The sequence below is a fragment of the Bilophila sp. T19-St14 genome (assembly GCF_059728385.1).
In genome coordinates this window covers 421,989-443,057 of record NZ_BAAGFT010000001.1, presented here as the reverse complement: position 1 = coordinate 443,057, position 21,069 = coordinate 421,989, and the positions used below count along the sequence as shown (strand labels likewise).

Sequence of the window (21,069 nt, the reverse complement as noted above, 5' to 3'; positions counted from 1 at the left end):
GAGTTCGGAAACGATTCGTGTTTTCATAGACCTGATAATTACAAAAGTAATCAAAATAATCAATACAATTCTAAAATTGATTCCCAAAAGAAATAGATACAATTGTAACCGTATGATATGAAATAGCCATGAAAGAATCTCTTTTTGAATCGACGATGCGCCGTACGAAGGAAATCATCCAAAAAAATGGAAGTATTCGAAGTCTTGCGGAAAAACTGGAGACAAATCCCTCTACTATTACTCGCTGGTTTGCTGAAGAGGGACGAGCTCCGCGTTTTGATGCGCTCGCAAAAATCTTTGAATTCTTTTCAGTAGAAATAGTCTTCCCCGGTGAAAATCAAAAAAGAGATGAAGTAAGACAACTCGAAGAAAAAATTGAAGCACTGTTAAACGACCTACATTCTGCCGAAAAGGAGCGAGATGCCCTAAAGGCTCAAGTTGAAGTTCTAAAAGACATTATACGTCCAGCTCAACTTACTCTGAATGAAGAATCCAAGGAAAAGAGCGCGTAGACCGCCCCCACCTCCGCGAGATAAGGCGCGAACAGCGGCCTTCCGGGTGTGTGATCATCTATGTTGAGTATAGATGAAATTCCCGCCGAAGCAGTAAACACGTATACAAGGAGTATAGTAATGGATATAAAGCTTACTCAGCTTTTTTTTGCTTTTTTTCTTCGTACAGAATTTGTTGATATTGCAGATACGGAAAAAGAAATTAGAAAATTAGTATATGGATTCGACAAAGCTAATAAGCAAACATTTCCTAATATACAATTTCCTCAAGGAGTTCCTACTCCAAATTTACCATTATTTTCATTAGTTTTTAATCAACAAACTATAACAGTACATAAGGATAAAATAGAATACTCTCTTAATGGCATATACGATGATAAAGACTATGATGATTGTATTGGTTTTTTCGCTGCAACAGTTAAACCTATTGTGTCATTTTGTACATCTGAAGACAATATATGCAGTAGAGTTGGAATTGTGAATAATACTTTTATAGTTACAGATAATCAGGATGATTTAATCAAAAAATCTTTTTTTAAAGAAAATATATCAAATATAAACAATATAACTCTATCATATATACGCTACAATAAATATGAAGATATTAATATTGTAGAGCTTAATTCTATTTCTCAAGGTATATTAAATACCAAACCATCCCAAAATGGTATATTAATAATAAGAGATATTAATATACCCCAAAAAAGAAAAAAAATTACAGAATCTGATATAGATATTTTTATAAAAAATGCTTTTCCATGTATAAAAAAATCTAGCATGATTAAGGATATTTCATGACTAGGCGTAAAGTATCAAAAAGCAATCAACAAGCAGTTACACCTTTTACCCCTCCAAATTCAACTGCTCCACCCTCTGGCTATATAATACCGTTCGACCCAGAACATACCAAAATATCAATACCACTTGATGAATATATCCATAAAATAATAGAAGAGGGTATAGAAAACGCTCTTCAAAGTTATAAATCCAAAGAAAGTGGATTTTTTCCTTACATAAAAAAGAACTGGCTTCTCATTGCCCCAATTGCAATAGGTATTATGCCTGATGAAGTCCGAAAGAATATATGGCTGTGGATATGCAATATATTCAAGGCAATATCCAATGGATAATAATTGCACACCACATTATAAATATAAAATAAAAATAATTATACATAATATAAAAAATATATAAGACTTTACCTCATCTCTGATCAATAAGACCAATATAATATTGGCTAATATCGATAGAGACAATACAAATTCAATATGTTCCATACAGTCCCATTCCCGCCCCTCCCCATGAGGGGCTTTTTTGTGCCCCGCCGGGCGTGACCGCCGATGCCTTCATGGTGTCGGCGGTATTTTTTTAATCCCTTTCATCTAAAAAATTTTATGCCGAGTGTTTACTTTTAGCAACATTTTTATTGACACTAATGTTTACTTTTGTAATTATCTCTTCACAACGAACGGAACACCAAAGGAGAACGCCATGCCCACCGCCCCCTACCTCGTAATCGGAACTTCCCCCTTCGACGGGAGGGACACCGTGGACGAATGCGACTCTCTCGAAGAGGCGCAGGAGTTCGCCAACGAGCACGGCGGAAAGGTGGTCAAGGCTTCCGAGTATCGCCCCAAGGGGCTGCTTGAAGACTGGCTCAACAACGAGCCCGAAGACTTCGGCGTTCTTCCCGGCATCGACTTCCCCGCAACGCTGCACCGCGCTTGGTAAAGCGCCCAGCCCCGCACCAGCCCGGAAAATCCGGGTTGGAAACGGGATTGGGACGCCAATCCGAACATCAATGCAGGAGAAAGGAACTATGAAGGATTTGGACAAGATGACCGCCCGCGAACTTGAAGCGGAGCTGTCCCGGCTGGTGCTCCTCCGTACAGAGGCCCGCTGCTGTATCACTCCAATCTTTGAACCGCAGGGCCTCGGATTCGTGAACGACATCGAAGGCAACGAACTCGCCCGCTGCACCTACGAGAATGTCCGCGACTACATCGTCACGTTCGACCCCGCCACAGTCCGCGGACTTCTCGACATCGCCATCAATGCCGTGTCCGCCAAGCTCGACGCGGTTGTCGAGGCCGAGCGCAAGAGGGACGCGGCATGAAGTGGATTGAAGAACACCCCGTCGCGTGGCGCGTCACCCTGCTCGTCTTCTGCTTCCTGATCACGGGGTACTTTGAAGCCCAAGACGAGGAACTTTTCCGGCAGCTTAATTCCATGCACACGGAGTCAATACGATGACCACCGCCCCCATCATGATCCGCGCTTCCAGCCTCGCCGGACTGTTTGAATGCCCGGCCCGGTGGGAAGCCCAAAACATCCGCGGGCTGCGGACGCCTTCCAGCGGTTCCGCACGGCTTGGAACCGCCGTCCATGCCAGCACCGCCCTGTTCGATACTTCGCGCATGAATGGAACGGGCATCACCCCGGACGAAGCGGCGGGCGCCGCTGTAGACGCCATCCACAAGCCGGATGAAGAAGTCCTTTGGGACGACCTCCAGCCCACGGAAGCCGAACGCATCGCCCTCTCCCTGCACCGTCTGTACTGCTCCACCATCGCGCCCCGGCAAACCTACGCGGCGGTCGAGGCCGCCTGCGAACGGCTGGAGATCGCGGATCTTGGCATCGCCCTGACGGGAACGGTGGATCGCGTGAGACGGACGGAGGAGGGGTACGGAATTGCCGACATCAAAACCGGGAAATCCGCCGTCGGCTCGGACGGAACCTGCAAGACGCAAGGGCATGCCGCCCAACTCGCCGTCTACGAACTGCTGGCCGAACACAGCACGGGCATTTGCATCAAAGCCCCGGCCCAGATCATCGGGCTGCAGGCCGCAAAGACGGAAAGGGGCCAGCGCGCAGCCACAGGGACAATCTCCGGCGGGCGTGAGCTTCTCATAGGCGGCGAGGATTTCCCCGGCCTTCTCGAAATGGCCGCAACCCTCATCCACAGCGGCAACTTTTACGGCAACCCCCGATCCAACGGATGCGGGAAAAAATACTGCCCCATCTTCAACATCTGCAAATGGAGACGATAACCCATGAGCCAACAGCCACAGACAACCACGCTTTCCGAATTGAAGAAGCCCACGCCGCCCCTCGATCCTTCCATCAAGGCGGGCTTCGATACGGTGGGCGGTTTCGACCTCATCCAGCGCACGGCCAAACTGTTTGCGGCCTCCAACATCGTGCCGCAGCAGTTCCAAGGGAACCTCCCCAACTGCGTGATCGCCGTGGACATGGCCCTGCGCATGGGGGCCAACCCGCTCATGGTCTGCCAGAACCTCTATATCGTGTATGGACGCCCGGCGTGGTCCGCACAATTCCTGATCGCCACCCTCAACCAGTGCGGGCGGTTTACGTCCATCCGCTACGAATTTCAGGGCGAGGAAGGCAAGGATGAATGGGGATGCCGCGCCGTGGCTACCGAACTCGCTACGGGGGAAAAGCTGGCCGGCCCGCTCATCACCATCGGACTGGCCAAAAAGGAAGGCTGGTACGGCAAGAGCGGGAGCAAGTGGCAGTCCATGCCGGAACTGATGCTCCGTTACCGGGCTGCGTCGTGGTTCGTCCGGGCCTATGCCCCGGAAATCGCCATGGGCTTGAAGACCGCCGAAGAAGTGCAGGATACGTATGATCTCGAACCCGCCGAAGACGGGACATATCGCGTATCCGTGCAGGAAATGAAGGAAGAAGCGCAGGATAAGGACACCCCGTCCAAGCGTAGCCGCCCCACCAACGCCGAAATGGAAGCCCGACGCAGGGAAGCCGCCGACGCATGGCTGGCCACGGGCAACCCTCTTGAGGACGTCGAAAAGCTGGTCAACGCCTACGCCCGCAACTGGAACACGGCGCAGTGCGAGAAGGTCAGGCAGCTTGCCGCCGAAGCCATGCGGAACGGTGCGCAACAGGACGCCCCGGAAGCCCCCGCGCAGCCGGAAGCGCAGCCCGCCCCCGCCGCCAATATGCTCACCTGCCCGAAAACGGAAACGCAGGTCAGCGACTGGACGTGCTCCGACTGCGAACAGCGCACCGGATGCCCGGCGTGGGCCGAGTAAGCCCCCAACCGCCCCGCACCTTCCTTCCGGGGCGTCACCATAAAAGCCCCGCCGGGGGCTTCATACCCGGCCCAAAGGAGAACCCATGAGCCAAGAAATAGCCATCATCGCCACCAATGCCCGCCCCATCGGCCCGAATATGACCTATGTGCGCGAGGAAACCATCACCATCTCCGAACCGCTGACAGACGCCGAACGGCTGGAATACGGACAGGAAATGGCCGATGCCCTCGCGAAAATCGAGGAATACGAGGCCGCGCTTGATGCCGAACGCAAGCACTACAAGCGCCTCATCGAAACGCAGGAGAAAATCGCCCAAACCGCCTCAAAACGCTACCGCGACGGCAAGGAAGAACGGGAGGCTCACTGCGATCTCCTGAAGGATTGGGACAAGTGCGAAATGGTATGGGTTGAATCCGCAGAACCTTACCGTGAAGTCCTGCGCCGCCCCATGACCGCCGAGGAACGGCAGGGCTCCTTTCTTGAAAAGCCCGTCTCCGTCTCGCCCAGCTCCCCCGATGATGACGACGTAATCGACGTGACCTCGGAGGAACAATGATGGATACCCGCCGCGCCACCATCACCATTTCCGAAACGCCAAAGGAAAATACCCTCAGCATCGACGTGGAGTTCTTCCCCGAACTGAACCTTCAGGACGATGCCTTCTCAGGTCTGGCACATCTCGTTTGCACCGCGCTTGAAGCCATCAACAAGGAAGCGGAACGCCATGCCGGATGAAGCCCCGAAACCACGCAAACAAAAAAACTTCGCTCAGATAAACGGCGCCTGCAAAATGGCCCGCCTCAGCGACGGACTGTCTCCCAAGGCTTGCCCCGTCTGCGGCACCGTCAGCAAGCTCAGGGAATGCCCCTTTTGCCACCATCGGCGGGAGAAGAAATAGCCGCCGTCCGGGGGCGCGGCCGGACAACAACGCGCAGGGAGAAAGTATGCTGACGAAACAGGAAAAAGAATGGTTCGATAAAGCAAAGGCAAAGGTTCCTCAGTGCGGCTGTACTTGGCTCTGGTGCACTATGAAGTGTGAGCATGGAGAAGAGTGCTTCGACATCCATTCAGATTTCGAAGACGCCGCCGAGTTCGAGGCGAGAGTGGCGGAAAAACTTACACTGAAAGAGCCTTGTCCTCTTCCCGAAAATGCTGGACTTCATGATTGCCCCTACTCCTACTTTATCGAAGACGAGGAAAGCGCATTTTCGTGCAGATGGTGCCGTCTGAAAAGAGCCCGTATCGCCGTTGAACAGGAGATGGAAGAATGCCCGAACCAATGACCGAAGAACTCGACTACATCCGTTCCGCCGCCATCGGCGACATGCTCGGAGACTCCCGCGCCTTTGATGGGATGGGGCCGTCCGCCGTCGTTTTCAGATTGTGCGTGGAGATCAAAAAACTCCACAAAGAGCGCAGCGAAAACAGGGCGTTAATCCGTTTCATCATCGGCAGATTGGAAGCCATAGCCCAAAGAGGGAAAGCCCCCGTAAGACGGTGTAGGAGAACAGCATGGAACCGGAACTGCTGACAACAAAACAAGTCGCTTCCGTCATGAACATTGGAGAAGAGAGGGCGCGGGCAATCCTGCTGTCCCGTGGCGTACAGCCTGTGAGCCTTCCGTGGGGCAAGGAGCGCAAAACCTTGCGCTGGTCACGGCGCGCCGTTATGACGGTGATCGACACATTACATGCTGAGGCTCAGGCAAAGGCAGGAGTTCCCAAGCGCCGACGATCACTCAAAACAACAGGGTGCGTCATCGGAAAATCCGCAGAGGAACTTTTCGCAGAATTCAATATGGGGGCCGTCCAGTAGTGGCTGGCGGCCCCTTTGCTCAGGAGCTATTCAGTATGGCCATCAGACAGAGGAAAGGCCGCAGAAAGCCGTGGGAAGTGTACTGGAACAACCCCTTCACGCTCAAGCGTGAATCACTGTACGTCGAAACGGAGGAAGAAGCAAAAAAACAGGATGCACTTAAAAAGTATCAGCTCAAATATGAACGGGATCTCTTTCGGCGAGAGGCAACGGAAGCGCCGCAGGTGGAGCATACCTTTGAATCCGCGTATTACCTGTTCCTAAAAGAAAGACGCTTTTCAGAAAGGGCGTTGAGCAGGCACTTGCTAAACATGAAACCCTCCGTCCTGTTTCTTGGAAATACACCACTTCGAAATGTGGACAGGGTTAAACTCAAAAATCTTGTTGAGCATCTTCTATCGCGTGGAATCAAGACGGCAACCCTTAAACGCTATATGTGTCAAGTCGTTTCCGTGCTCAGGTGGGCACATCAAAATAAACTCATCATAGAGATACCGCAACTCCCCCAACTACCACATGTGGAGTACGAGCATTTTATTCCGCCGACTCAACATGAAATCACACTGATTTTTGCTCATGCCAGCGAACATGTTCGGCGTGTTATCGTACTCGGATCGCAAATGGGCATCAGAGTAGGTCCATCTGAGCTTTTCGACCTGAAATGGGTGGATGTAGATATTGAGAATAGTGTGATTCATCTGCGTGCGGCAAAGAAAAACAGAGCTGAGCCGATCAGAGATATTCCGATCAGAAAAGCGTTGATAAAGGAGTTGCAGTCGTGGCGTGATATGGACAGAGCACAGGGGGCTGAGTATGTCATCCATTTTATGGGGAAACCTATCAAAAGCATACAAAGAGGATGGAAAGCGGCCCTGAGACGAGCCGGAATAGCCAGAAATATACGTCCATATGATTTACGGCATGCCTTCGCCACCGAAGCAATCGCCGCCGGTGCAGACATAGGAACGGTTGCAAAACTCATGGGACACACAAGTTTGACTATGATTTTAAAGCATTATCAGCATGTGCTCAACTCACAAAAAGTTGCCACTATGGAGGCCATCCCCGAACCGAAATATGTGGCAGAAAGTATGTGGCAAATCAGGAATACAGATTCCAACATCCAATAACATATTTTAAATAATATATTTTTAGCTATACTATTTTTACATCTTATCCCCGTCGTAGGGATTGGCCCACGTAATCCCGACAAAACGATCCGGGAAACGTCCCACGGCCCGCTCCACTACCGTGTTGTCCATATAGCTCACCACAGACTTTTCGATACCGTACCGATCCATCTCGGCGACCATCTGCTCATCCGTATACCCGACATCAGCCCATCCGCCGAAATATCCCACATGCGCATGTGCGTCGATCTTTTGCATCATGCCCTCCTCAAAAGAATACTGCCTAGTGGCGTTTCATGTGACCTACGCCCGCTCGGAACAACGGTCAAGCCAGTCTCCCCTTATCCTCCGTCCGGCTGGACTCACCACCCTTTTTCGCCTACACTCCTTTCCTGTGCGCTTGTCCGAAAGCTGCCGAACCTTGTCAGGAACCAACCAAAGAAGTTCTGCCATGCACGAAATGTCTGTCGTTACAAGCCTGTTATCCATTGTTCGCGAAGAGATGGAAAAGCACGACGTCCATCGCCTCCTGCTGGTACGGGTACGGTATGGCGCATTGTCCAACATCGTCCCGGAAGCGCTTTCCTTTGCCTTTGAGGCGCTTACGGCGGGAACGGATTTCGAGGGCGCCGTGCTGGAAACCGAAGAGGTTCCCATCACTCTCAAGTGTTCCCAATGCGGACATACCTTCCCGGCCGTCAAAGGAGAGCACTTCTTTGCACCGTGTCCAGCCTGCGGCGAGCAATACGGACATTCAATGGAAACGGGCCGCGAACTGTACGTTCAACATATCGAGGCGGAATAAAGGAGCTTATTGTGGAAATACCTGTCATTCGTAATGTTCTTGAAGCCAACGGAAAGTTGGCGGCAAGCCTGAAAGATCAGTTCGCCAAACACGGCATCCTTGCCCTGAATCTCATCAGCTCTCCCGGTGCGGGCAAGACCTCCCTGCTGGAGCGCACGCTTACGGATTTGGCTTCCGAATTTCGCATGGCCGTTATTGAAGGCGACCTCCAAACGGACAATGACGCACGCCGTGTCGCCGCCACCGGAGCCAAAGCCGTGCAGATCAATACGGACGGCGGCTGCCACCTCGACAGCAACCTTGTTATGGAAGCTCTGGGGGCTTTCGATCTGAACGAGATCGATATCCTGTTCATCGAAAACGTGGGGAATCTCGTTTGCCCCGTCGAATTCGATTGCGGTGAAGACGCCAAAATCGCCCTGCTCAGCGTGACCGAAGGCGACGACAAGCCTGAAAAATACCCTCTCCTTTTCAACCGCGCCAGCGCGATGATCCTCAACAAAATCGATCTTCTGCCCTATGTGGATTTCGATGTAGAGGTTGCCGCCCGCCATGCCCGCCATCTTAATGCGGATCTGGCCCTCTTTGAGGTTTCCTGCCGTACAGGTGAAGGGCTCGAAAAATGGTACTCGTGGCTGCGCCAAGCGGCGAAAGCCAAAAAGAATGCTTGAGTATCCCCTTTGGGAATCGTCAAGATCAAAAAAAGCCTCCCATATTTTGAGAGGCTTTTTTTGTATCAACGATTATGCGTTACATATGGACATGTACGCCAAAAGCATGGTTCCCGACAGGCAACAGCGGGGGCAACTGGAGGCGCTTGAACGCGCTCCTGCGCATAAGGGCTTGCACACGGTTGACATCCTCAGGCGTGACGCCGGGCAACTCAATATCCTCAGCCCGCTTCGATTCTTCAATCAACGCATGAAGGATCGAATCCAACACATCGTACTCAGGCAAAGAATCCTGATCCTTCTGGCCCGGGCGCAACTCCGCCGACGGCGCCTTATCGAAGATGCTCTGGGGAATGGCGCACATCCCCTCGCGCTCGTTGAACCATTGCGCGAGCTGGTACACTTCCGTCTTATACAAGTCGGCAATGGGTGCCAGACCGCCGCAGGTATCCCCATACATTGTGCAATACCCGGCGGCCACTTCGGACTTATTCCCCGTAGCCAAAAGCATCCAGTGAAATTTGTTGGAAAACGACATCGTGATCACGCCGCGGATACGGGACTGGATATTCTCTTCAGTGACATCCCTTTCCCTTCCAGCAAAGGCAGGGGCAAGCGCTTTTTCAAAGGCATCCATCATCGGCGAAATCGGAACCGTGAATGTTTCCATCCCCAGATTGGCGGCCAGCGCCTCGGAATCGGTGATGCTTCCCTCACTCGACCACGGGGACGGCATCATCACGCCATGTACGTGGCCCTTGCCCAACGCATCGACGGCAAGCGCCGCGACAAGTGCGGAATCCATCCCCCCGGAAAGGCCGAGGACGACATCCGTAAAGCCGTTCTTCCGAACATGCTCGCGGATGCCGGATGTCAGCAGCCCCCAGACTGATTTCCAATCCTTGGCAGGAATGCTCGACATTATTTCAACCTCGACTTTAAGATATCGCCCATGGCGTATACCTTGCCGCCCGGCTGCCCCGGCAGCCAGCTTGCGGCACGCAGCGCACCCTGCGCGAAGTTTTCCCGCGAATGTGCGTGGTGAGTCACCTCGATGCGTTCTCCGGGGCCCATGAAATAGACGGTATGCACGCCGACCACATCGCCGCCGCGAATGGCCTGAACGCCGATTTCCTTCTTGGGGCGCTCTCCAATAATACCTTCACGGTGGTAGCAGGCAACATCCTTAAGCTCCCAATCCCTGGCCGAAGCCAAAGATTCGGCCAGGCGCAAAGCCGTGCCGCTGGGGGAATCCTTCTTGCGGTTGTGATGCAGTTCGACCATTTCCAAATCATAGTCCGGGCCAAGCATCTGCACGAGTTCAGGCAACAGTTCCAAAAGGACATTGACCCCGACGCTCATGTTTGGAGACCAGAACACCCGACCGTTTTGGGCGATCGCATCCAGCTCCGCCTTTTGATCCGGGGTGAAACCCGTCGTCCCGATGACGATGGGATTGCCGTTCTTGACGGCGCACCGGGCATTGGCAAGGCTTGCTTCCGGTGCCGTAAAATCGATTACGACAGCCCCGGGAACCTGCGGGTACACGACTTCGGGATCCGTTCCGGCGAGACATCCCCAATGAGCCAATGCATCCAGCTTGTCAGGGCGTTCCAGTACGGCCGCAAGCGTCATGCCCTGCTCTTTCGCAAGATTGGCAATGGTCGTCCCCATGCGCCCGGAAGCGCCCATCACGACAACAGAAAGACTCATATCCTCACCTACTCCCTTATTCAGAATCCTGTGCCGCGCTTTCAGACGAAGACGCCGCCACCCCATTGTCCGCCTGCAACAATGCCAGAAAACCGGCTTCGTCCACAATACGGATACCTAATGCCTGAGCCTTTTCACGTTTGGAACCCGGATCCTCCCCAACGACCAGCAGATCCAGTTTACGGGAAACGCTGCCCGCAATTTCCGCACCGGCATTTTCCGCCATCTGCTGCGCCTTTGAGCGAGGCATGGACAACGCCCCCGTAAAGAGGATCTTCCGCCCGGCGAGCGGCCCCGCGGGTACGGAAGCCACAGCCGCCTCCTGACGCACAGGCCACAACCCAAGCTCCCGCAGCCGCGCCAATAAAGCCACATTGGGCTCATCGTCAAAAAACGCCTTGATGGAACTCGCCACTTCCGGGCCGATGTCAGGCAGCTCCTGCAATGCTTCTGGGCTTGCCGACCGCAACGCATCCATATCGGCATACGCCGCCGCCAATGTTTTTGCCGTCTGCTCACCCACATGCCTGATGCCGAGCGCGCAAAGAAGACGCTGCAACGTCGCTTCCTTCTTAGCCCGATCCAACGAATTCACAAACTTGGTGGCGAGTTTTACACCCATCCGTTCATAATGCAAGAGCTCGTCAACTCTGAGCGTAAAGAGATCCGCAGGGGTTTTGACCCGTCCTGATGCGACAAGCAGTTCGATCCAGCGCTGGCCGAGCCCTTCGATATCAAGACCGGCCTTGGAGACGAAATGCGCCAATGATTGCCGGATCATGGCGGGGCAGGAAACATTCACGCACCGCCAAGCCACTTCCCCTTCCAAACGGGACGCGGCCTGACCGCAGGACGGGCATACATGGGGGAACACAAAAGGCTGCGAATCCGGGGCACGTTCCGAGAGTACGGCCCGCACCACTTCAGGGATGACATCCCCGGCGCGCTGAACCACCACACGATCGCCGATTCTGACGTCCCTATTGCGGATTTCATCCTCATTATGGAGGGTTGCCCGGCTGACGAGCACACCCCCGACGTTCACCGGCTCCAATTCGGCCACGGGGGTTAAAACCCCTGTCCTCCCCACCTGAACGGTAATATCCAGCAACAGGGTTGTTGCCTGCTGCGCCGGGAATTTCCATGCAACGGCGAATCGCGGAGCCCGCGCCGTATAGCCCAATGCCTCCTGCGCCTCAAGATCATTGAGCTTCATAACCACGCCGTCGATCTCGTATGCCAACGACTCCCGTTTTTCGCTCAACGACGCGTAGTAGGCTTCCACTTCTTCGGCCCCCCGGCAGAGGCGCCCTCCCGGCGGCGTCTCGAACCCGAAGCTACGGAGCCGCTCCATAACCTCCGCATACGTATTCCACGGCTGTACCCCGCCGAATCGAACGTCCCCAAACCCATACGCCAAAAAACGAAGGGGCCGGGAGGCTGTAACCGAGGTATCCAACTGTCGTATGGAGCCAGCCGCAGCATTGCGCGGATTGGCAAATGTCTTGAGGTGTTCCTTCCGCAGCCGCTCATTGAGCAAGGCGAAATCCTTCCTGCGGAAAATGACTTCCCCCCGCACTTCCAAACGCTCCGGGGCATCGCCGTGCAGCACTTTGGGCAAGTTGCGCACCGTCCGCATGGCCTCCGTCACAAGTTCGCCAACCTCGCCGTCCCCGCGCGTCAGGGCTTCGACAAAACGCCCATTCTCATACACAAGCTCAAGGGCAAGGCCATCCATCTTCGGATCACACCAAAAGGCATGCTCAAGCCCCTCCTGAGCATTGTCCAGACGCTTGAGAAACCCTTGCCACTCCTCCGTATCGAACACGTTGTCCAGGCTGTACATCCGCCGCGTATGGGCCTTGGTTTCCAGCGACGACAACACTTGCCCACCGATCCTGTTTGTCGGGGAATCGGGCGATCGCCATTCAGGATGGCGCTCTTCCAGCTTCAAGAGCTCCTGAAAGGCGGCATTGTACTCGTCATCGGTAATTTCAGGCGCATCAAGCGTATGATACCGATAGTTATGGTAGCTCACGAACGAACGGAGCTCTTCCAGACGTTTTTTATCGGCATCCTCGACCAACAGGGCTTGGAGCGTCCCTTGATTCATGGCTTCATCCTTCGTTACCCCGCTGACGAGGCTAAACAATCAAAAACTGTTCCCGAAGCTGCTTGATGCGATCACGCAAGGCAGCCGCCTTCTCAAATTCCAGATCACGGGCAGCGTCGCGCATCTCGCGTTCAAACTGCTTCAAATACCGGGCCACGTTCTGGGCCGTGATGTCCACTGATGTGGAAACCGCCGCAGGCTGTTGAGCCTGTTTGCCCCGCCCACGCTTTCCCTTTCCTTCGTTTGAGGAGGTGTACAGGGAGTCAAAAGGCGTGGCAAGCGGCTTGCTGATGGTCGTCGGCGTAATGCCGTGCGTTTCGTTCCAGTCCTGCTGCTTCGCGCGCCGACGGGCCGTTTCGCCCATAGCCGCACTCATGGATGCCGTCACCGTATCCGCATACAGCAAAACCTTCCCGCCAGCATTACGCGCCGCCCGCCCGAACGTCTGGATAAGCGATCCTGTGGAACGCAAAAAGCCTTCCTTGTCCGCGTCCAAAATGGCGACGAGGGAAACTTCGGGGATATCCAAGCCTTCACGCAACAGGTTGATGCCCACCAGCACATCAAACTCACCCGATCGCAGGGCTTTGATGATGGCCATGCGTTCCATCGTGTCAATGTCCGAATGCAGATAACGGGCCGTGACGCCCATCGTATTCAAATATTCGGTCAAGTCTTCAGCCATGCGCTTAGTCAAGGTCGTGACCAATACACGCTCATGCTTTTCAACACGGACCCGGCATTCCCCAAGCAAATCGTCAATCTGCCCTTTTACGGGACGAACCTCAACTTCGGGATCGAGCAAACCGGTCGGGCGGATGATCTGTTCCGCCACAATGCCTTGCGAGCGTTCCAGCTCCCATTTTCCCGGCGTTGCCGAAACATAGACTACCTGATTCAAGCGTTCCAAAAATTCATGAAATTCCAGCGGTCTGTTATCCAAAGCGGACGGCAGCCGGAAACCAAAGTCCACCAGCGTCGTTTTCCGGGAACGGTCTCCCTTGAACATGCCGCCGACCTGCGGAATACTGATATGGGACTCGTCAGCGAACAGCACAAAATCATCTGGAAAGTAATCAAGCAACGTGGCCGGAGGTTCCCCTTCCTTGCGCCCATCCAGATGCCGGGAATAGTTCTCGATGCCGGTGCAATAGCCCAATTCCTGTATCATTTCCAAATCAAGCTGCGTGCGCTGCTCCAGCCGCTGCGCCTCAACCAGCTTGTTCTGGGACTGGAACAAGCGCAACCGTTCCCCAAGCTCATCCCTGATATCAGACATGGCCCGCTCAAGGTTATCCCTGTCCGATACATAGTGGCTTGCCGGATAGATAACGGTTTTCCCGATATTCCCTAAAATTTCACCTGTCAGCGGGTCAATCTCCCGGACGGCTTCGATCTCGTCGCCGAAAAATTCCAAACGTAGGGCGCGCTCGTGCTCATAGGCTGGGATTACTTCCAGCACATCGCCACGAACCCGGAACGTCCCTCGGTGGAAATCCATATCACTGCGCTGATATTGGACATCCACAAGTTTGGTGATGATAGTGTCCATACTGACACGCTGACCGACCTCAACCGGAATGATCAGCCGGGCGTAGTATTCAGGAGAGCCCAAACCATAGATACAAGATACGGACGCAACAATGATGACATCCCTGCGCGTCAGGAGGGCATGGGTAGCCGCATGCCTGAGCTTGTCGATATCGTCATTGATGGCCGAATCCTTTTCAATATACGTATCGGACGCGGGGACATAGGCTTCAGGCTGATAGTAGTCGTAATAACTGACGAAATATTCGACGGCGTTTTCTGGGAACAACGCGCGGAATTCATTGTAAAGCTGTGCCGCCAAGGTCTTGTTCGGGGCAAGCACCAGCGCGGGCCGATTGACCTGAGCTATGACATTGGCCACGGTAAAGGTCTTTCCCGATCCGGTAACGCCGAGCAAGACCTGATCTTTGACGCCCGCTTCGATATTGGAAGCAATTTGCTCGATAGCCGCAGGCTGATCGCCTGTAGGGACATGATCGGTTCGCAGCTTGAACAGTGGAGTTTCGGTTGTATTCATAGGAGTTCAATAAGCATCTCTTTCCCCTCAGGCAAGAAAAATCCTCATTGGAACCCACCTGACATGCAGGTCAACATTTTCCCACCCCTGTGCCTGAGCCCTCCGCCCTCTCCACAACAACTTGTTCACTGGGTCATATTGTCGTCTCCCCCTGCATGGGATAAAACGGAAAAGCCGATTCGCCAAGGAATCATTTGTTATACCTTCCTTCACCTTGTTTTGGAGCTGCACGGATGCAAAAGGATTTCCTCCACGTCCTCCCTGTTGAAGAAGTCATTTCCCGCTTACTCGGCTTTTCTCCTCTGCCTCAAGAAAACAAACGGCTGGATACGCTTCCCAGCGGCTCCATACTGGCTGAAACGATTATGGCTACGGAAACCCTGCCGCCAGCCAACCGTTCGGGAATGGATGGCTATGCCGTGCAAGCCTCCGATCTCTTCGGGGCTTCGGAGGCCAACCCTGTGTGGCTTGACTGTATCGGGGAAATCGCCATCGACCGGCCGCCCAGTTTCACGCTTCAATCCGGGCAGTGTGCCGCTATCGTGACGGGCGGTTACCTTCCAGAGGGCGCAGATGCCGTCATTATGGTCGAGCATACCAAACCGTTCGGCGCTGGCGTCATTGAAATGCGCCGTTCCGTAGCCCCCGGTGAATACGTCATGCAAAAAGGGGATGACGCACGAGAAGGCAGCCCGCTCCTCGGACGGGGAACAAAACTCCGTGCTCAGGAAATCGGGCTCTTGGCAGCCCTCGGCGTCGTGGATGTTCCCGTCATCAGGCGTCCTAGGGCTTCCATCCTTTCCACGGGCGACGAACTTGTACCACCTGCACAAACCCCACGGCCCGGCCAAATCCGCGACGTCAACACGTTCTCCCTTTCAGCCATGCTCCGCCCCGTTGCCGATGTTTCCACATTCGGCATCGCGCCGGATCAGCTCGAACCGCTAACGGCATCCCTCAAAACTGCTCTAGCAGGAAAAAGTGGACTTCCGGCGGATGTCGTCTTTCTATCCGGGGGAAGTTCCATAGGCGTCAGAGATCTGACGCTGGAAGCCCTGCAATCCTTGGGCGACACGGAAATCCTTTGCCACGGCGTTGCGCTCAGTCCGGGCAAGCCCTTGATATTGGCCCGCTGCGGTCAGGCACTCGTCTGGGGGCTCCCCGGACAGGTTGCCTCCGCACAGGTCGTCATGCACATTCTGGGGATTCCCTTTCTCCGCCACCTTGCCGGGCATTCCATCATGGCCCAGCTTTTGGGGCAGGAGAACTCCCGATACGGACACGCGTTCGAGCAAACATTCTGGCCTTCGCGCCAAGCCATATTGTCGCGCAACATCGCCTCCCGCCAAGGGCGTGAGGACTACATCCGCGTGAGGTTAGAACATCAGGTGAACGGCCTTCCGCACGCTGTCCCAATCCCCGGCCTGTCTGGCCTTCTTCGGACGTTGCTGGATTCGGAAGGATTGGTACGGATTCCCGCACGGATAGAAGGCCTTGAGGCAGGTATGCCTGTAGATGTCCTACTTTTCGAGAGCTGAGCTTTTTGGAAAGATAACACCATATTATGAGCTAGATACCTCAGTCAAACTCACCCGTATAACGGGTGTGGTTGTTTCATATCCACAGCACGGTAAAAATACGGCCTTTTCATCCGGCTTTTCCGTTGGCGAAATCCGTGACTGAGACATTTGGCTGGCTGTTCCTTTGGAACTTCAAGGAAAAAACATCAACCATTCTATAACACAACCTAATAAAAAAGCCCTCCTAGGAGGGCCTTTTTATTGTTCAATACCGCATCACCATTGGAGCCGATTCCCCATGATTCCGGCACGGCGATATTTGACATAGGCATCCCGTGCCGCGATATAAGGTTCTACAGCGCTCTTTTTCAACGATTCGTATGTACTGATCACCGTCCCCATGTCATTGAAACGGAAGCCAAGGCTTGCCGCAAGCGTAGGCTCAAAATCAAGGGGACCGATAGGTTCTGAAAGCCAGAAAGATGCGGACGCCGCCCAGTCTCCGGCAAGGCCAACCGTATCACGCACCGTACTTGGGCCGACGACGGGCCATACAAGATAAATCCCCTCGCCAAATCCCCATACGCCGAGCGTCTGACCGAAATCAGCATCTCGGTTATCCACAGGAATAAGCGGCTTACTTTGCTTGGCGACATCGAAGACACCACCGAATCCGGCGGTTGTGTTCACGATAAAACGCCCGACTTCAATCCAAGCTTCCCCGAAACGTCCCTGCAGCACACAGTTTAGAAAACGGATAGGCATCTGGATATTATGAAAAGCATTGCTGATCCCAGTACGCACTGGTGCCGGGGTAACGTAGGTATAGCCCGTATAGACGGGCTTAACGACCTTCAACAGGAGAACGTCATTGAAGCCGAACCAAAACCGGTTCCACCCCTCCAGAGGGTCGGCAATCGCTTCAGATTCTTCATCATCATAATCCTCAAAGGCAGAATCGGAGTCCGCTACGCTAGCCGCTTTAACTGACGACGTCGTTTCAGCCACCTGCACATCAGCAGAGTTGACGGCCTTATCATGTTTTGCCGCACACCCCACCAGAGAAAGCGCAACGGCGACACACAGACACATCTTCCATATTGGGGAAAAACATTGCTCCGCAGTCATGAAACAATCCGTTAATTGACGGTGGATTGGGCCTGAAGCTCTCTGGCCCGGGCTTCAACCTTTTCGATCAACTGTTCAGGAGTCCCCCGCGTCAAGACATCCTGGAACTGCGAACGGTAGTTCTTGATCAAGCTGACGTTCTCGATCAGCACATCATAGACGACCCACTTCCCGTTCTTCAGCATCATCCGGTACGCCACAGGAACGGGCTTACCGTCGGACAGCGTGACGATGGTCTGGATCTCGGCACGATCCCCCTTTGTCGAGAGGACTTCGCCGGAGTATTCAATTTTTTCCCCGTTATATCCCTGAATTCTATCAAGATACGTTATGAGCAAAAGGTTGGCGAAAGCCTTGTCGAACCGTTCTTTCTGCGCATCGGAAAAACTCGGCCAATTCCTGCCCACCGTGCGCGCTGAAAATTCGTTGAAATCAAAAACTTCATGGACATACTTCTCAATTTGGGCACGGAGCGGAACCCGCTTAATCGGATCCTTGTAATTGGGCTCTTTCAACACATCCAAAATTTGATCGATTTGCTTCTGCAACACCATAAGCGGAGATTCCGCGGCTTGAACGGTACCGCAAAGAACAAACACACTGCACAACGCCAAAACCATATGTCTGATTGTACGCATCATAATTACACCTTCCCAAACACATACTTGCTGATGAGGCTTTCAATATCCACCGCCGATTCGGTGTCCGTAATTTCGTCGCCGCTCTTCAGCGGTTCCCCAGAGCCGCCGGGCTCCAAGCTGATATACTTATCGCCAATGAGCCCGCTGGTTTTGACCGAAGCGATCACATCATCCGTAAGATGCACATTGTCCCCTAGCTGCAATTCTACAATAGCACGGGGCTGTTTGTCATCCAAGCGGATGGACTTGACCCGCCCGACGCGGACACCGGCGATCTCAACCTCCGCTCCGGGGCGCAAGCCGGACACGGAATTGAAAGAGGCCGTCAAAACGTATCCCTCGGAATGGAAAACTTCCATGCGCCCAAGCTTCACCGTCAGGTAGGCGACACAGACAAGTCCGAGCATAACAAAAAAACCAACAGCGGCTTCTTTGGAAAACGACATAGGGGTTCCTTCCTTGTCCTTGATGAGAGCGTTTACCCTTCAAGCCACGCATCCAGCGCGGCCCGAACATCCGGATCCGTCGCGGTAGCCGCGACACGACTGGCTTTTTCTTCAGCCTTCCTATCCATGAAGCGCCGAAGGTATTCATCCGTAGAAGCCTTCAGCGCCTCATATGAACCTGAAAAAACGACGCGCCCGTCACGCAATACCAGTACGTGTTCCGCAATGCGGGCCACGCTTGCCAGATCATGGCTGACCACGATCAGGGTCATTTCCGGGTATGCCTTGCGCATATCCAGCAGGAGCTGATCCATTTGGGCCGAATTGATCGGATCGAGGCCGGAGGTCGGCTCATCGCAAAAAAGCAGCGGCGGCTCTGTGACAATGGCGCGGGCCAGCCCACCGCGCTTCTTCATCCCGCCGGACAATTCATTGGGATAATAATCGGCAAACTCGGCAAGCCCTACCAGCTCCAGAATACGCAGGACGGTAGAACGAATGGTCGCTTTGGGCAAACGGGTATGCTCATGCAACGGCAATCCCACATTCTCGGCCAGCGTCAACGAACCGAGTAAAGCCCCATCCTGAAACAGGACGCCAAAACGCCGCCGCACCCGCCGGAACTGGCGTTCCGGGAGTGCGAACAAGTCTTGACCACCATAAAGGATATGCCCCTGCATGGGCCGCGAAAGCCCGATAACGTGCCGCAACAGGGTCGACTTGCCGCATCCAGACTCGCCAAGGATGACCGTAATCTTACCGCCGGGCAAAACGGCATTGATATCATCAAGAACCACGCGAGTCCCATAGCCTACCCGGAGGTGTTCAAGGCGTATATCCCAAGAAGAATGTTGATCCTTCACCTGAACCTCCTAACGCAGCATGGCCGAAGTGACCACATAGTCCGCCACAAGAACAAATACGCACGAAATCACAACTGCGGAGGTCGTGGCATTGGCGACCGCTTCAGGCCCCATGCCGTCACGCCGCCTGTGCGCATTATACCCCTGATAACAGCAGATCAATGCTATCAGCAGAGCAAACACAAACGACTTGATAAAGCCTTCTATGACGTCCGGCATCAGGACACTGCTCTCGATACCGTGGAAGTAAGCGCCTTCATTGACCCCCAACAGCAGTACACCGGTCAGGTAGCCGCCAATGATCCCAACCACATCAAAAATGGCCGTCAAAAGCGGAAAAGCTATCAACGAAGCGACGAAACGAGGTGCGACCAGATATCCCATTCCGGGAATATCCATAACTTCCAACGCGTCGATCTGATCCGTGATGCGCATGACGCCGATCTCGGCGGCCATAGACGATCCCGCACGCCCCGTGACCATAATGGCCGTCAGGACTGGGCCAAGCTCCCTGATGAGCGTCAACGAGACAGCGGCCCCCAAAAAGCCCACCGAGCCAAACTTCACCAAGACATAATATCCCTGCAGGCCAAGAACCATACCCGTAAACAGCGCAATCAGGCAAATGACGAACAGCGATTTCGTGCCGATGACATACAACTGCTGGAGAACCTTGCTGAACAGCTTAGGCGCTATGAATATTTGCCGCAATCCCTCCAACAGGAATAAAAACGTATCCCCAAGGGCACCTATCCAACGTAGGAAAAGCGCGCCCGGAACAGCAAAAAAACGAAATAAGATGTCCATTCGCTCACCGCCCCCGAACAGGCTTCTTTGAAACCTGCGTTGCATCCTTTAATCCCATTTTGGCAAGAATCTGCTTGGTAGCTGCGGCATCCGCATCCGTTCCCCGGACGAGAACCTGCACCCGAAACCATTTGGGACGCCCCTTTTTGTCCTTCTCAATGGTCATGCGAGTACGTAACCCGTCACCGTCCATGCGCTCGCGCAACTTATCGGCACTCTCTCTACTCTTGTATGCCACAGCCTGAAAGACGAAGTCATATTTAGCCTTATCCGTAGAAACGGCTTCCGGTTTGGGTGTCGCGGCAGCCGCGGGCTGAGCCGCCTTCACTTCGGGCTTGTTGGGAGCTGCATTTGCCGCAGACTGGGCCTGCTTGAGATCCGTCATGAACGTCAGTTCTTCAGGCTTCAAGATCCCCTTCGCCTCTTTCGGAGCATCCTGCCCTTCAGGTGGAGGCAGCAAGCGCGCCAGTTCGGGCATTTTCTTTTCGGGATTGTACCCTCTGCCGACGATGACTCCAAAGGCAAAAATCCACCCGATGGCGATGATTGTAATGATCCCGCTCGTAATAAGGCCGGAAAAACTCAAGCTGATCGTATATTTCCGGTTGGACAACTTTTTTTCGCCACCAGCATCGCCACCCCCGGATGAGCGCGACGAAGAGCGACTGGAAAATGGCATCAGAGACATATTCTATCCTGCTGTCTGAATGGCGTCTCAAGTGGGGGAACCGGAAGGCCGAACCCACTGGCCGTGGGTTCGGCTG

General features: G+C 53.7%; 28 protein-coding genes. 17 read left to right on the top strand and 11 right to left on the bottom strand.

Translation table 11 applies throughout. From position 1 onward, the window contains the following. Positions 1-128 precede the first annotated feature (128 nt). The 14 genes from AC6I1V_RS01930 (at position 129) to AC6I1V_RS01865 (ending at position 7,530) form a co-directional block, all read left to right on the top strand. Positions 129-512 (top strand): helix-turn-helix domain-containing protein, encoded by a 384-nt coding sequence (locus AC6I1V_RS01930; protein ID WP_288707007.1) that lies wholly within the window; start codon positions 129-131, stop codon positions 510-512. Positions 513-632: 120 nt separating this feature from the next. Then, entirely contained in the window at positions 633-1,310 is a 678-nt protein-coding gene (locus AC6I1V_RS01925) for a hypothetical protein (protein WP_497736823.1), read from the top strand. Beyond that, entirely contained in the window at positions 1,307-1,642 is a 336-nt protein-coding gene (locus tag AC6I1V_RS01920) for a hypothetical protein (RefSeq protein ID WP_497736822.1), read from the top strand. The genes AC6I1V_RS01925 and AC6I1V_RS01920 overlap by 4 nt, the downstream gene beginning before the upstream one ends. A gap of 361 nt (positions 1,643-2,003) precedes the next feature. Continuing rightward, entirely contained in the window at positions 2,004-2,243 is a 240-nt protein-coding gene (locus tag AC6I1V_RS01915; protein WP_497736821.1) for a hypothetical protein, read from the top strand. 88 nt (positions 2,244-2,331) lie between these two features. Next, the gene (locus AC6I1V_RS01910; protein WP_497736820.1) at positions 2,332-2,628 is read left to right on the top strand and encodes a hypothetical protein; all 297 of its coding nucleotides are present in this window, start codon (positions 2,332-2,334) and stop codon (positions 2,626-2,628) included. Continuing rightward, positions 2,625-2,765 carry a hypothetical protein gene (locus tag AC6I1V_RS01905; RefSeq protein ID WP_497736819.1) on the top strand — a complete coding sequence of 47 codons (141 nt, stop codon included), beginning with the start codon at positions 2,625-2,627 and terminating at the stop codon, positions 2,763-2,765. The genes AC6I1V_RS01910 and AC6I1V_RS01905 overlap by 4 nt, the downstream gene beginning before the upstream one ends. Beyond that, positions 2,762-3,562: a RecB family exonuclease gene (locus AC6I1V_RS01900; protein ID WP_482333818.1), complete on the top strand. Its 801-nt coding sequence runs from the start codon at positions 2,762-2,764 to the stop codon at positions 3,560-3,562. Before AC6I1V_RS01905 ends, AC6I1V_RS01900 begins: the two co-directional genes overlap by 4 nt. 3 nt (positions 3,563-3,565) lie before the next feature. Then, positions 3,566-4,582, top strand: a complete 1,017-nt coding sequence (locus AC6I1V_RS01895; RefSeq protein WP_482333816.1) for a hypothetical protein — start codon at positions 3,566-3,568, stop codon at positions 4,580-4,582. 85 nt (positions 4,583-4,667) lie between these two features. Then, a complete protein-coding gene (locus AC6I1V_RS01890; protein ID WP_308770980.1) occupies positions 4,668-5,141 on the top strand; it encodes a hypothetical protein in 474 nt (157 codons plus the stop codon). Next, positions 5,138-5,320, top strand: a complete 183-nt coding sequence (locus AC6I1V_RS01885) for a hypothetical protein (RefSeq protein ID WP_308770981.1) — start codon at positions 5,138-5,140, stop codon at positions 5,318-5,320. The genes AC6I1V_RS01890 and AC6I1V_RS01885 overlap by 4 nt, the downstream gene beginning before the upstream one ends. A gap of 209 nt (positions 5,321-5,529) precedes the next feature. Beyond that, positions 5,530-5,868 carry a hypothetical protein gene (locus AC6I1V_RS01880; protein ID WP_482333813.1) on the top strand — a complete coding sequence of 113 codons (339 nt, stop codon included), beginning with the start codon at positions 5,530-5,532 and terminating at the stop codon, positions 5,866-5,868. Further along, on the top strand, positions 5,853-6,116 hold the full coding sequence (locus AC6I1V_RS01875; protein ID WP_308770983.1) for a hypothetical protein: 264 nt from the start codon (positions 5,853-5,855) through the stop codon (positions 6,114-6,116). The genes AC6I1V_RS01880 and AC6I1V_RS01875 overlap by 16 nt, the downstream gene beginning before the upstream one ends. Then, entirely contained in the window at positions 6,098-6,400 is a 303-nt protein-coding gene (locus AC6I1V_RS01870) for a hypothetical protein (protein WP_308770984.1), read from the top strand. Before AC6I1V_RS01875 ends, AC6I1V_RS01870 begins: the two co-directional genes overlap by 19 nt. A 35-nt stretch (positions 6,401-6,435) precedes the next feature. Next, the gene (locus tag AC6I1V_RS01865; RefSeq protein ID WP_482333811.1) at positions 6,436-7,530 is read left to right on the top strand and encodes a tyrosine-type recombinase/integrase; all 1,095 of its coding nucleotides are present in this window, start codon (positions 6,436-6,438) and stop codon (positions 7,528-7,530) included. Between the two features lie 36 nt (positions 7,531-7,566). Here AC6I1V_RS01865 and AC6I1V_RS01860 read toward each other — a convergent pair whose 3' ends face one another. Beyond that, positions 7,567-7,791: an amidohydrolase family protein gene (locus tag AC6I1V_RS01860; protein WP_482333809.1), complete on the bottom strand. Its 225-nt coding sequence runs from the start codon at positions 7,789-7,791 to the stop codon at positions 7,567-7,569. A 190-nt stretch (positions 7,792-7,981) separates the two neighbouring features. Between AC6I1V_RS01860 and AC6I1V_RS01855 the strand changes: the two genes are divergently transcribed. Next, on the top strand, positions 7,982-8,335 hold the full coding sequence (locus AC6I1V_RS01855) for a hydrogenase maturation nickel metallochaperone HypA/HybF (RefSeq protein WP_009378575.1): 354 nt from the start codon (positions 7,982-7,984) through the stop codon (positions 8,333-8,335). Between the two features lie 11 nt (positions 8,336-8,346). After that, entirely contained in the window at positions 8,347-9,006 is a 660-nt protein-coding gene (gene hypB / locus AC6I1V_RS01850; RefSeq protein ID WP_308772328.1) for a hydrogenase nickel incorporation protein HypB, read from the top strand. Between the two features lie 79 nt (positions 9,007-9,085). On the opposite strand, the gene nadE is transcribed toward hypB, so the two are convergent. From nadE to uvrB, 4 genes are read right to left on the bottom strand one after another with little or no spacing between them, the layout of a single operon-like run. Continuing rightward, positions 9,086-9,928 (bottom strand): NAD(+) synthase, encoded by an 843-nt coding sequence (gene nadE / locus AC6I1V_RS01845; protein ID WP_302552608.1) that lies wholly within the window; start codon positions 9,926-9,928, stop codon positions 9,086-9,088. Next, on the bottom strand, positions 9,928-10,719 hold the full coding sequence (gene dapB, locus AC6I1V_RS01840) for a 4-hydroxy-tetrahydrodipicolinate reductase (protein WP_337430596.1): 792 nt from the start codon (positions 10,717-10,719) through the stop codon (positions 9,928-9,930). The genes nadE and dapB overlap by 1 nt, the downstream gene beginning before the upstream one ends. Positions 10,720-10,735: 16 nt before the next feature. Continuing rightward, complete coding sequence (gene ligA / locus AC6I1V_RS01835) at positions 10,736-12,832, bottom strand: NAD-dependent DNA ligase LigA (RefSeq protein ID WP_497736818.1); 2,097 nt, start codon at positions 12,830-12,832, stop codon at positions 10,736-10,738. Positions 12,833-12,863: 31 nt separating this feature from the next. After that, complete coding sequence (gene uvrB, locus AC6I1V_RS01830) at positions 12,864-14,900, bottom strand: excinuclease ABC subunit UvrB (protein ID WP_486854589.1); 2,037 nt, start codon at positions 14,898-14,900, stop codon at positions 12,864-12,866. A 233-nt stretch (positions 14,901-15,133) separates the two neighbouring features. Between uvrB and AC6I1V_RS01825 the strand changes: the two genes are divergently transcribed. Next, positions 15,134-16,438: a molybdopterin molybdotransferase MoeA gene (locus AC6I1V_RS01825; RefSeq protein ID WP_486854590.1), complete on the top strand. Its 1,305-nt coding sequence runs from the start codon at positions 15,134-15,136 to the stop codon at positions 16,436-16,438. 258 nt (positions 16,439-16,696) lie between these two features. Here AC6I1V_RS01825 and AC6I1V_RS01820 read toward each other — a convergent pair whose 3' ends face one another. The 6 genes from AC6I1V_RS01820 to AC6I1V_RS01795 are packed head-to-tail and all read right to left on the bottom strand — an operon-like array spanning position 16,697 to position 20,993. After that, the gene (locus tag AC6I1V_RS01820; protein ID WP_479858549.1) at positions 16,697-17,548 is read right to left on the bottom strand and encodes an MlaA family lipoprotein; all 852 of its coding nucleotides are present in this window, start codon (positions 17,546-17,548) and stop codon (positions 16,697-16,699) included. Between the two features lie 11 nt (positions 17,549-17,559). After that, positions 17,560-18,189, bottom strand: coding sequence for an MlaC/ttg2D family ABC transporter substrate-binding protein (locus AC6I1V_RS01815; RefSeq protein ID WP_302552603.1), 630 nt, complete (start codon positions 18,187-18,189; stop codon positions 17,560-17,562). Positions 18,190-18,191: 2 nt separating this feature from the next. Next, positions 18,192-18,635: an outer membrane lipid asymmetry maintenance protein MlaD gene (mlaD, locus tag AC6I1V_RS01810; protein WP_302552602.1), complete on the bottom strand. Its 444-nt coding sequence runs from the start codon at positions 18,633-18,635 to the stop codon at positions 18,192-18,194. Positions 18,636-18,667: 32 nt separating this feature from the next. Continuing rightward, positions 18,668-19,498, bottom strand: a complete 831-nt coding sequence (locus AC6I1V_RS01805) for an ABC transporter ATP-binding protein (protein WP_302552601.1) — start codon at positions 19,496-19,498, stop codon at positions 18,668-18,670. A gap of 9 nt (positions 19,499-19,507) precedes the next feature. Then, positions 19,508-20,305 (bottom strand): MlaE family ABC transporter permease, encoded by a 798-nt coding sequence (locus AC6I1V_RS01800; RefSeq protein WP_302552600.1) that lies wholly within the window; start codon positions 20,303-20,305, stop codon positions 19,508-19,510. Between the two features lie 4 nt (positions 20,306-20,309). After that, on the bottom strand, positions 20,310-20,993 hold the full coding sequence (locus AC6I1V_RS01795) for an SPOR domain-containing protein (RefSeq protein WP_486854591.1): 684 nt from the start codon (positions 20,991-20,993) through the stop codon (positions 20,310-20,312). Between the last annotated feature and the right edge of the window lie 76 nt (positions 20,994-21,069).

What these genes read in the sequence shown, in the direction of transcription:
- AC6I1V_RS01930 (WP_288707007.1), top strand. Translation starts at nt 129, where the DNA reads ATGAAAGAATCTCTTTTTGAATCGACGATGCGCCGTACGAAGGAAATC.
- AC6I1V_RS01925 (WP_497736823.1), top strand. Translation starts at nt 633, where the DNA reads ATGGATATAAAGCTTACTCAGCTTTTTTTTGCTTTTTTTCTTCGTACA.
- AC6I1V_RS01920 (WP_497736822.1), top strand. Translation starts at nt 1,307, where the DNA reads ATGACTAGGCGTAAAGTATCAAAAAGCAATCAACAAGCAGTTACACCT.
- AC6I1V_RS01915 (WP_497736821.1), top strand. Translation starts at nt 2,004, where the DNA reads ATGCCCACCGCCCCCTACCTCGTAATCGGAACTTCCCCCTTCGACGGG.
- AC6I1V_RS01910 (WP_497736820.1), top strand. Translation starts at nt 2,332, where the DNA reads ATGAAGGATTTGGACAAGATGACCGCCCGCGAACTTGAAGCGGAGCTG.
- AC6I1V_RS01905 (WP_497736819.1), top strand. Translation starts at nt 2,625, where the DNA reads ATGAAGTGGATTGAAGAACACCCCGTCGCGTGGCGCGTCACCCTGCTC.
- AC6I1V_RS01900 (WP_482333818.1), top strand. Translation starts at nt 2,762, where the DNA reads ATGACCACCGCCCCCATCATGATCCGCGCTTCCAGCCTCGCCGGACTG.
- AC6I1V_RS01895 (WP_482333816.1), top strand. Translation starts at nt 3,566, where the DNA reads ATGAGCCAACAGCCACAGACAACCACGCTTTCCGAATTGAAGAAGCCC.
- AC6I1V_RS01890 (WP_308770980.1), top strand. Translation starts at nt 4,668, where the DNA reads ATGAGCCAAGAAATAGCCATCATCGCCACCAATGCCCGCCCCATCGGC.
- AC6I1V_RS01885 (WP_308770981.1), top strand. Translation starts at nt 5,138, where the DNA reads ATGATGGATACCCGCCGCGCCACCATCACCATTTCCGAAACGCCAAAG.
- AC6I1V_RS01880 (WP_482333813.1), top strand. Translation starts at nt 5,530, where the DNA reads ATGCTGACGAAACAGGAAAAAGAATGGTTCGATAAAGCAAAGGCAAAG.
- AC6I1V_RS01875 (WP_308770983.1), top strand. Translation starts at nt 5,853, where the DNA reads ATGCCCGAACCAATGACCGAAGAACTCGACTACATCCGTTCCGCCGCC.
- AC6I1V_RS01870 (WP_308770984.1), top strand. Translation starts at nt 6,098, where the DNA reads ATGGAACCGGAACTGCTGACAACAAAACAAGTCGCTTCCGTCATGAAC.
- AC6I1V_RS01865 (WP_482333811.1), top strand. Translation starts at nt 6,436, where the DNA reads ATGGCCATCAGACAGAGGAAAGGCCGCAGAAAGCCGTGGGAAGTGTAC.
- AC6I1V_RS01860 (WP_482333809.1), bottom strand. Translation starts at nt 7,791, where the DNA reads ATGATGCAAAAGATCGACGCACATGCGCATGTGGGATATTTCGGCGGA.
- AC6I1V_RS01855 (WP_009378575.1), top strand. Translation starts at nt 7,982, where the DNA reads ATGCACGAAATGTCTGTCGTTACAAGCCTGTTATCCATTGTTCGCGAA.
- nadE (WP_302552608.1), bottom strand. Translation starts at nt 9,928, where the DNA reads ATGTCGAGCATTCCTGCCAAGGATTGGAAATCAGTCTGGGGGCTGCTG.
- dapB (WP_337430596.1), bottom strand. Translation starts at nt 10,719, where the DNA reads ATGAGTCTTTCTGTTGTCGTGATGGGCGCTTCCGGGCGCATGGGGACG.
- ligA (WP_497736818.1), bottom strand. Translation starts at nt 12,832, where the DNA reads ATGAATCAAGGGACGCTCCAAGCCCTGTTGGTCGAGGATGCCGATAAA.
- uvrB (WP_486854589.1), bottom strand. Translation starts at nt 14,900, where the DNA reads ATGAATACAACCGAAACTCCACTGTTCAAGCTGCGAACCGATCATGTC.
- AC6I1V_RS01825 (WP_486854590.1), top strand. Translation starts at nt 15,134, where the DNA reads ATGCAAAAGGATTTCCTCCACGTCCTCCCTGTTGAAGAAGTCATTTCC.
- AC6I1V_RS01820 (WP_479858549.1), bottom strand. Translation starts at nt 17,548, where the DNA reads ATGACTGCGGAGCAATGTTTTTCCCCAATATGGAAGATGTGTCTGTGT.
- AC6I1V_RS01815 (WP_302552603.1), bottom strand. Translation starts at nt 18,189, where the DNA reads ATGATGCGTACAATCAGACATATGGTTTTGGCGTTGTGCAGTGTGTTT.
- mlaD (WP_302552602.1), bottom strand. Translation starts at nt 18,635, where the DNA reads ATGTCGTTTTCCAAAGAAGCCGCTGTTGGTTTTTTTGTTATGCTCGGA.
- AC6I1V_RS01800 (WP_302552600.1), bottom strand. Translation starts at nt 20,305, where the DNA reads ATGGACATCTTATTTCGTTTTTTTGCTGTTCCGGGCGCGCTTTTCCTA.
- AC6I1V_RS01795 (WP_486854591.1), bottom strand. Translation starts at nt 20,993, where the DNA reads ATGTCTCTGATGCCATTTTCCAGTCGCTCTTCGTCGCGCTCATCCGGG.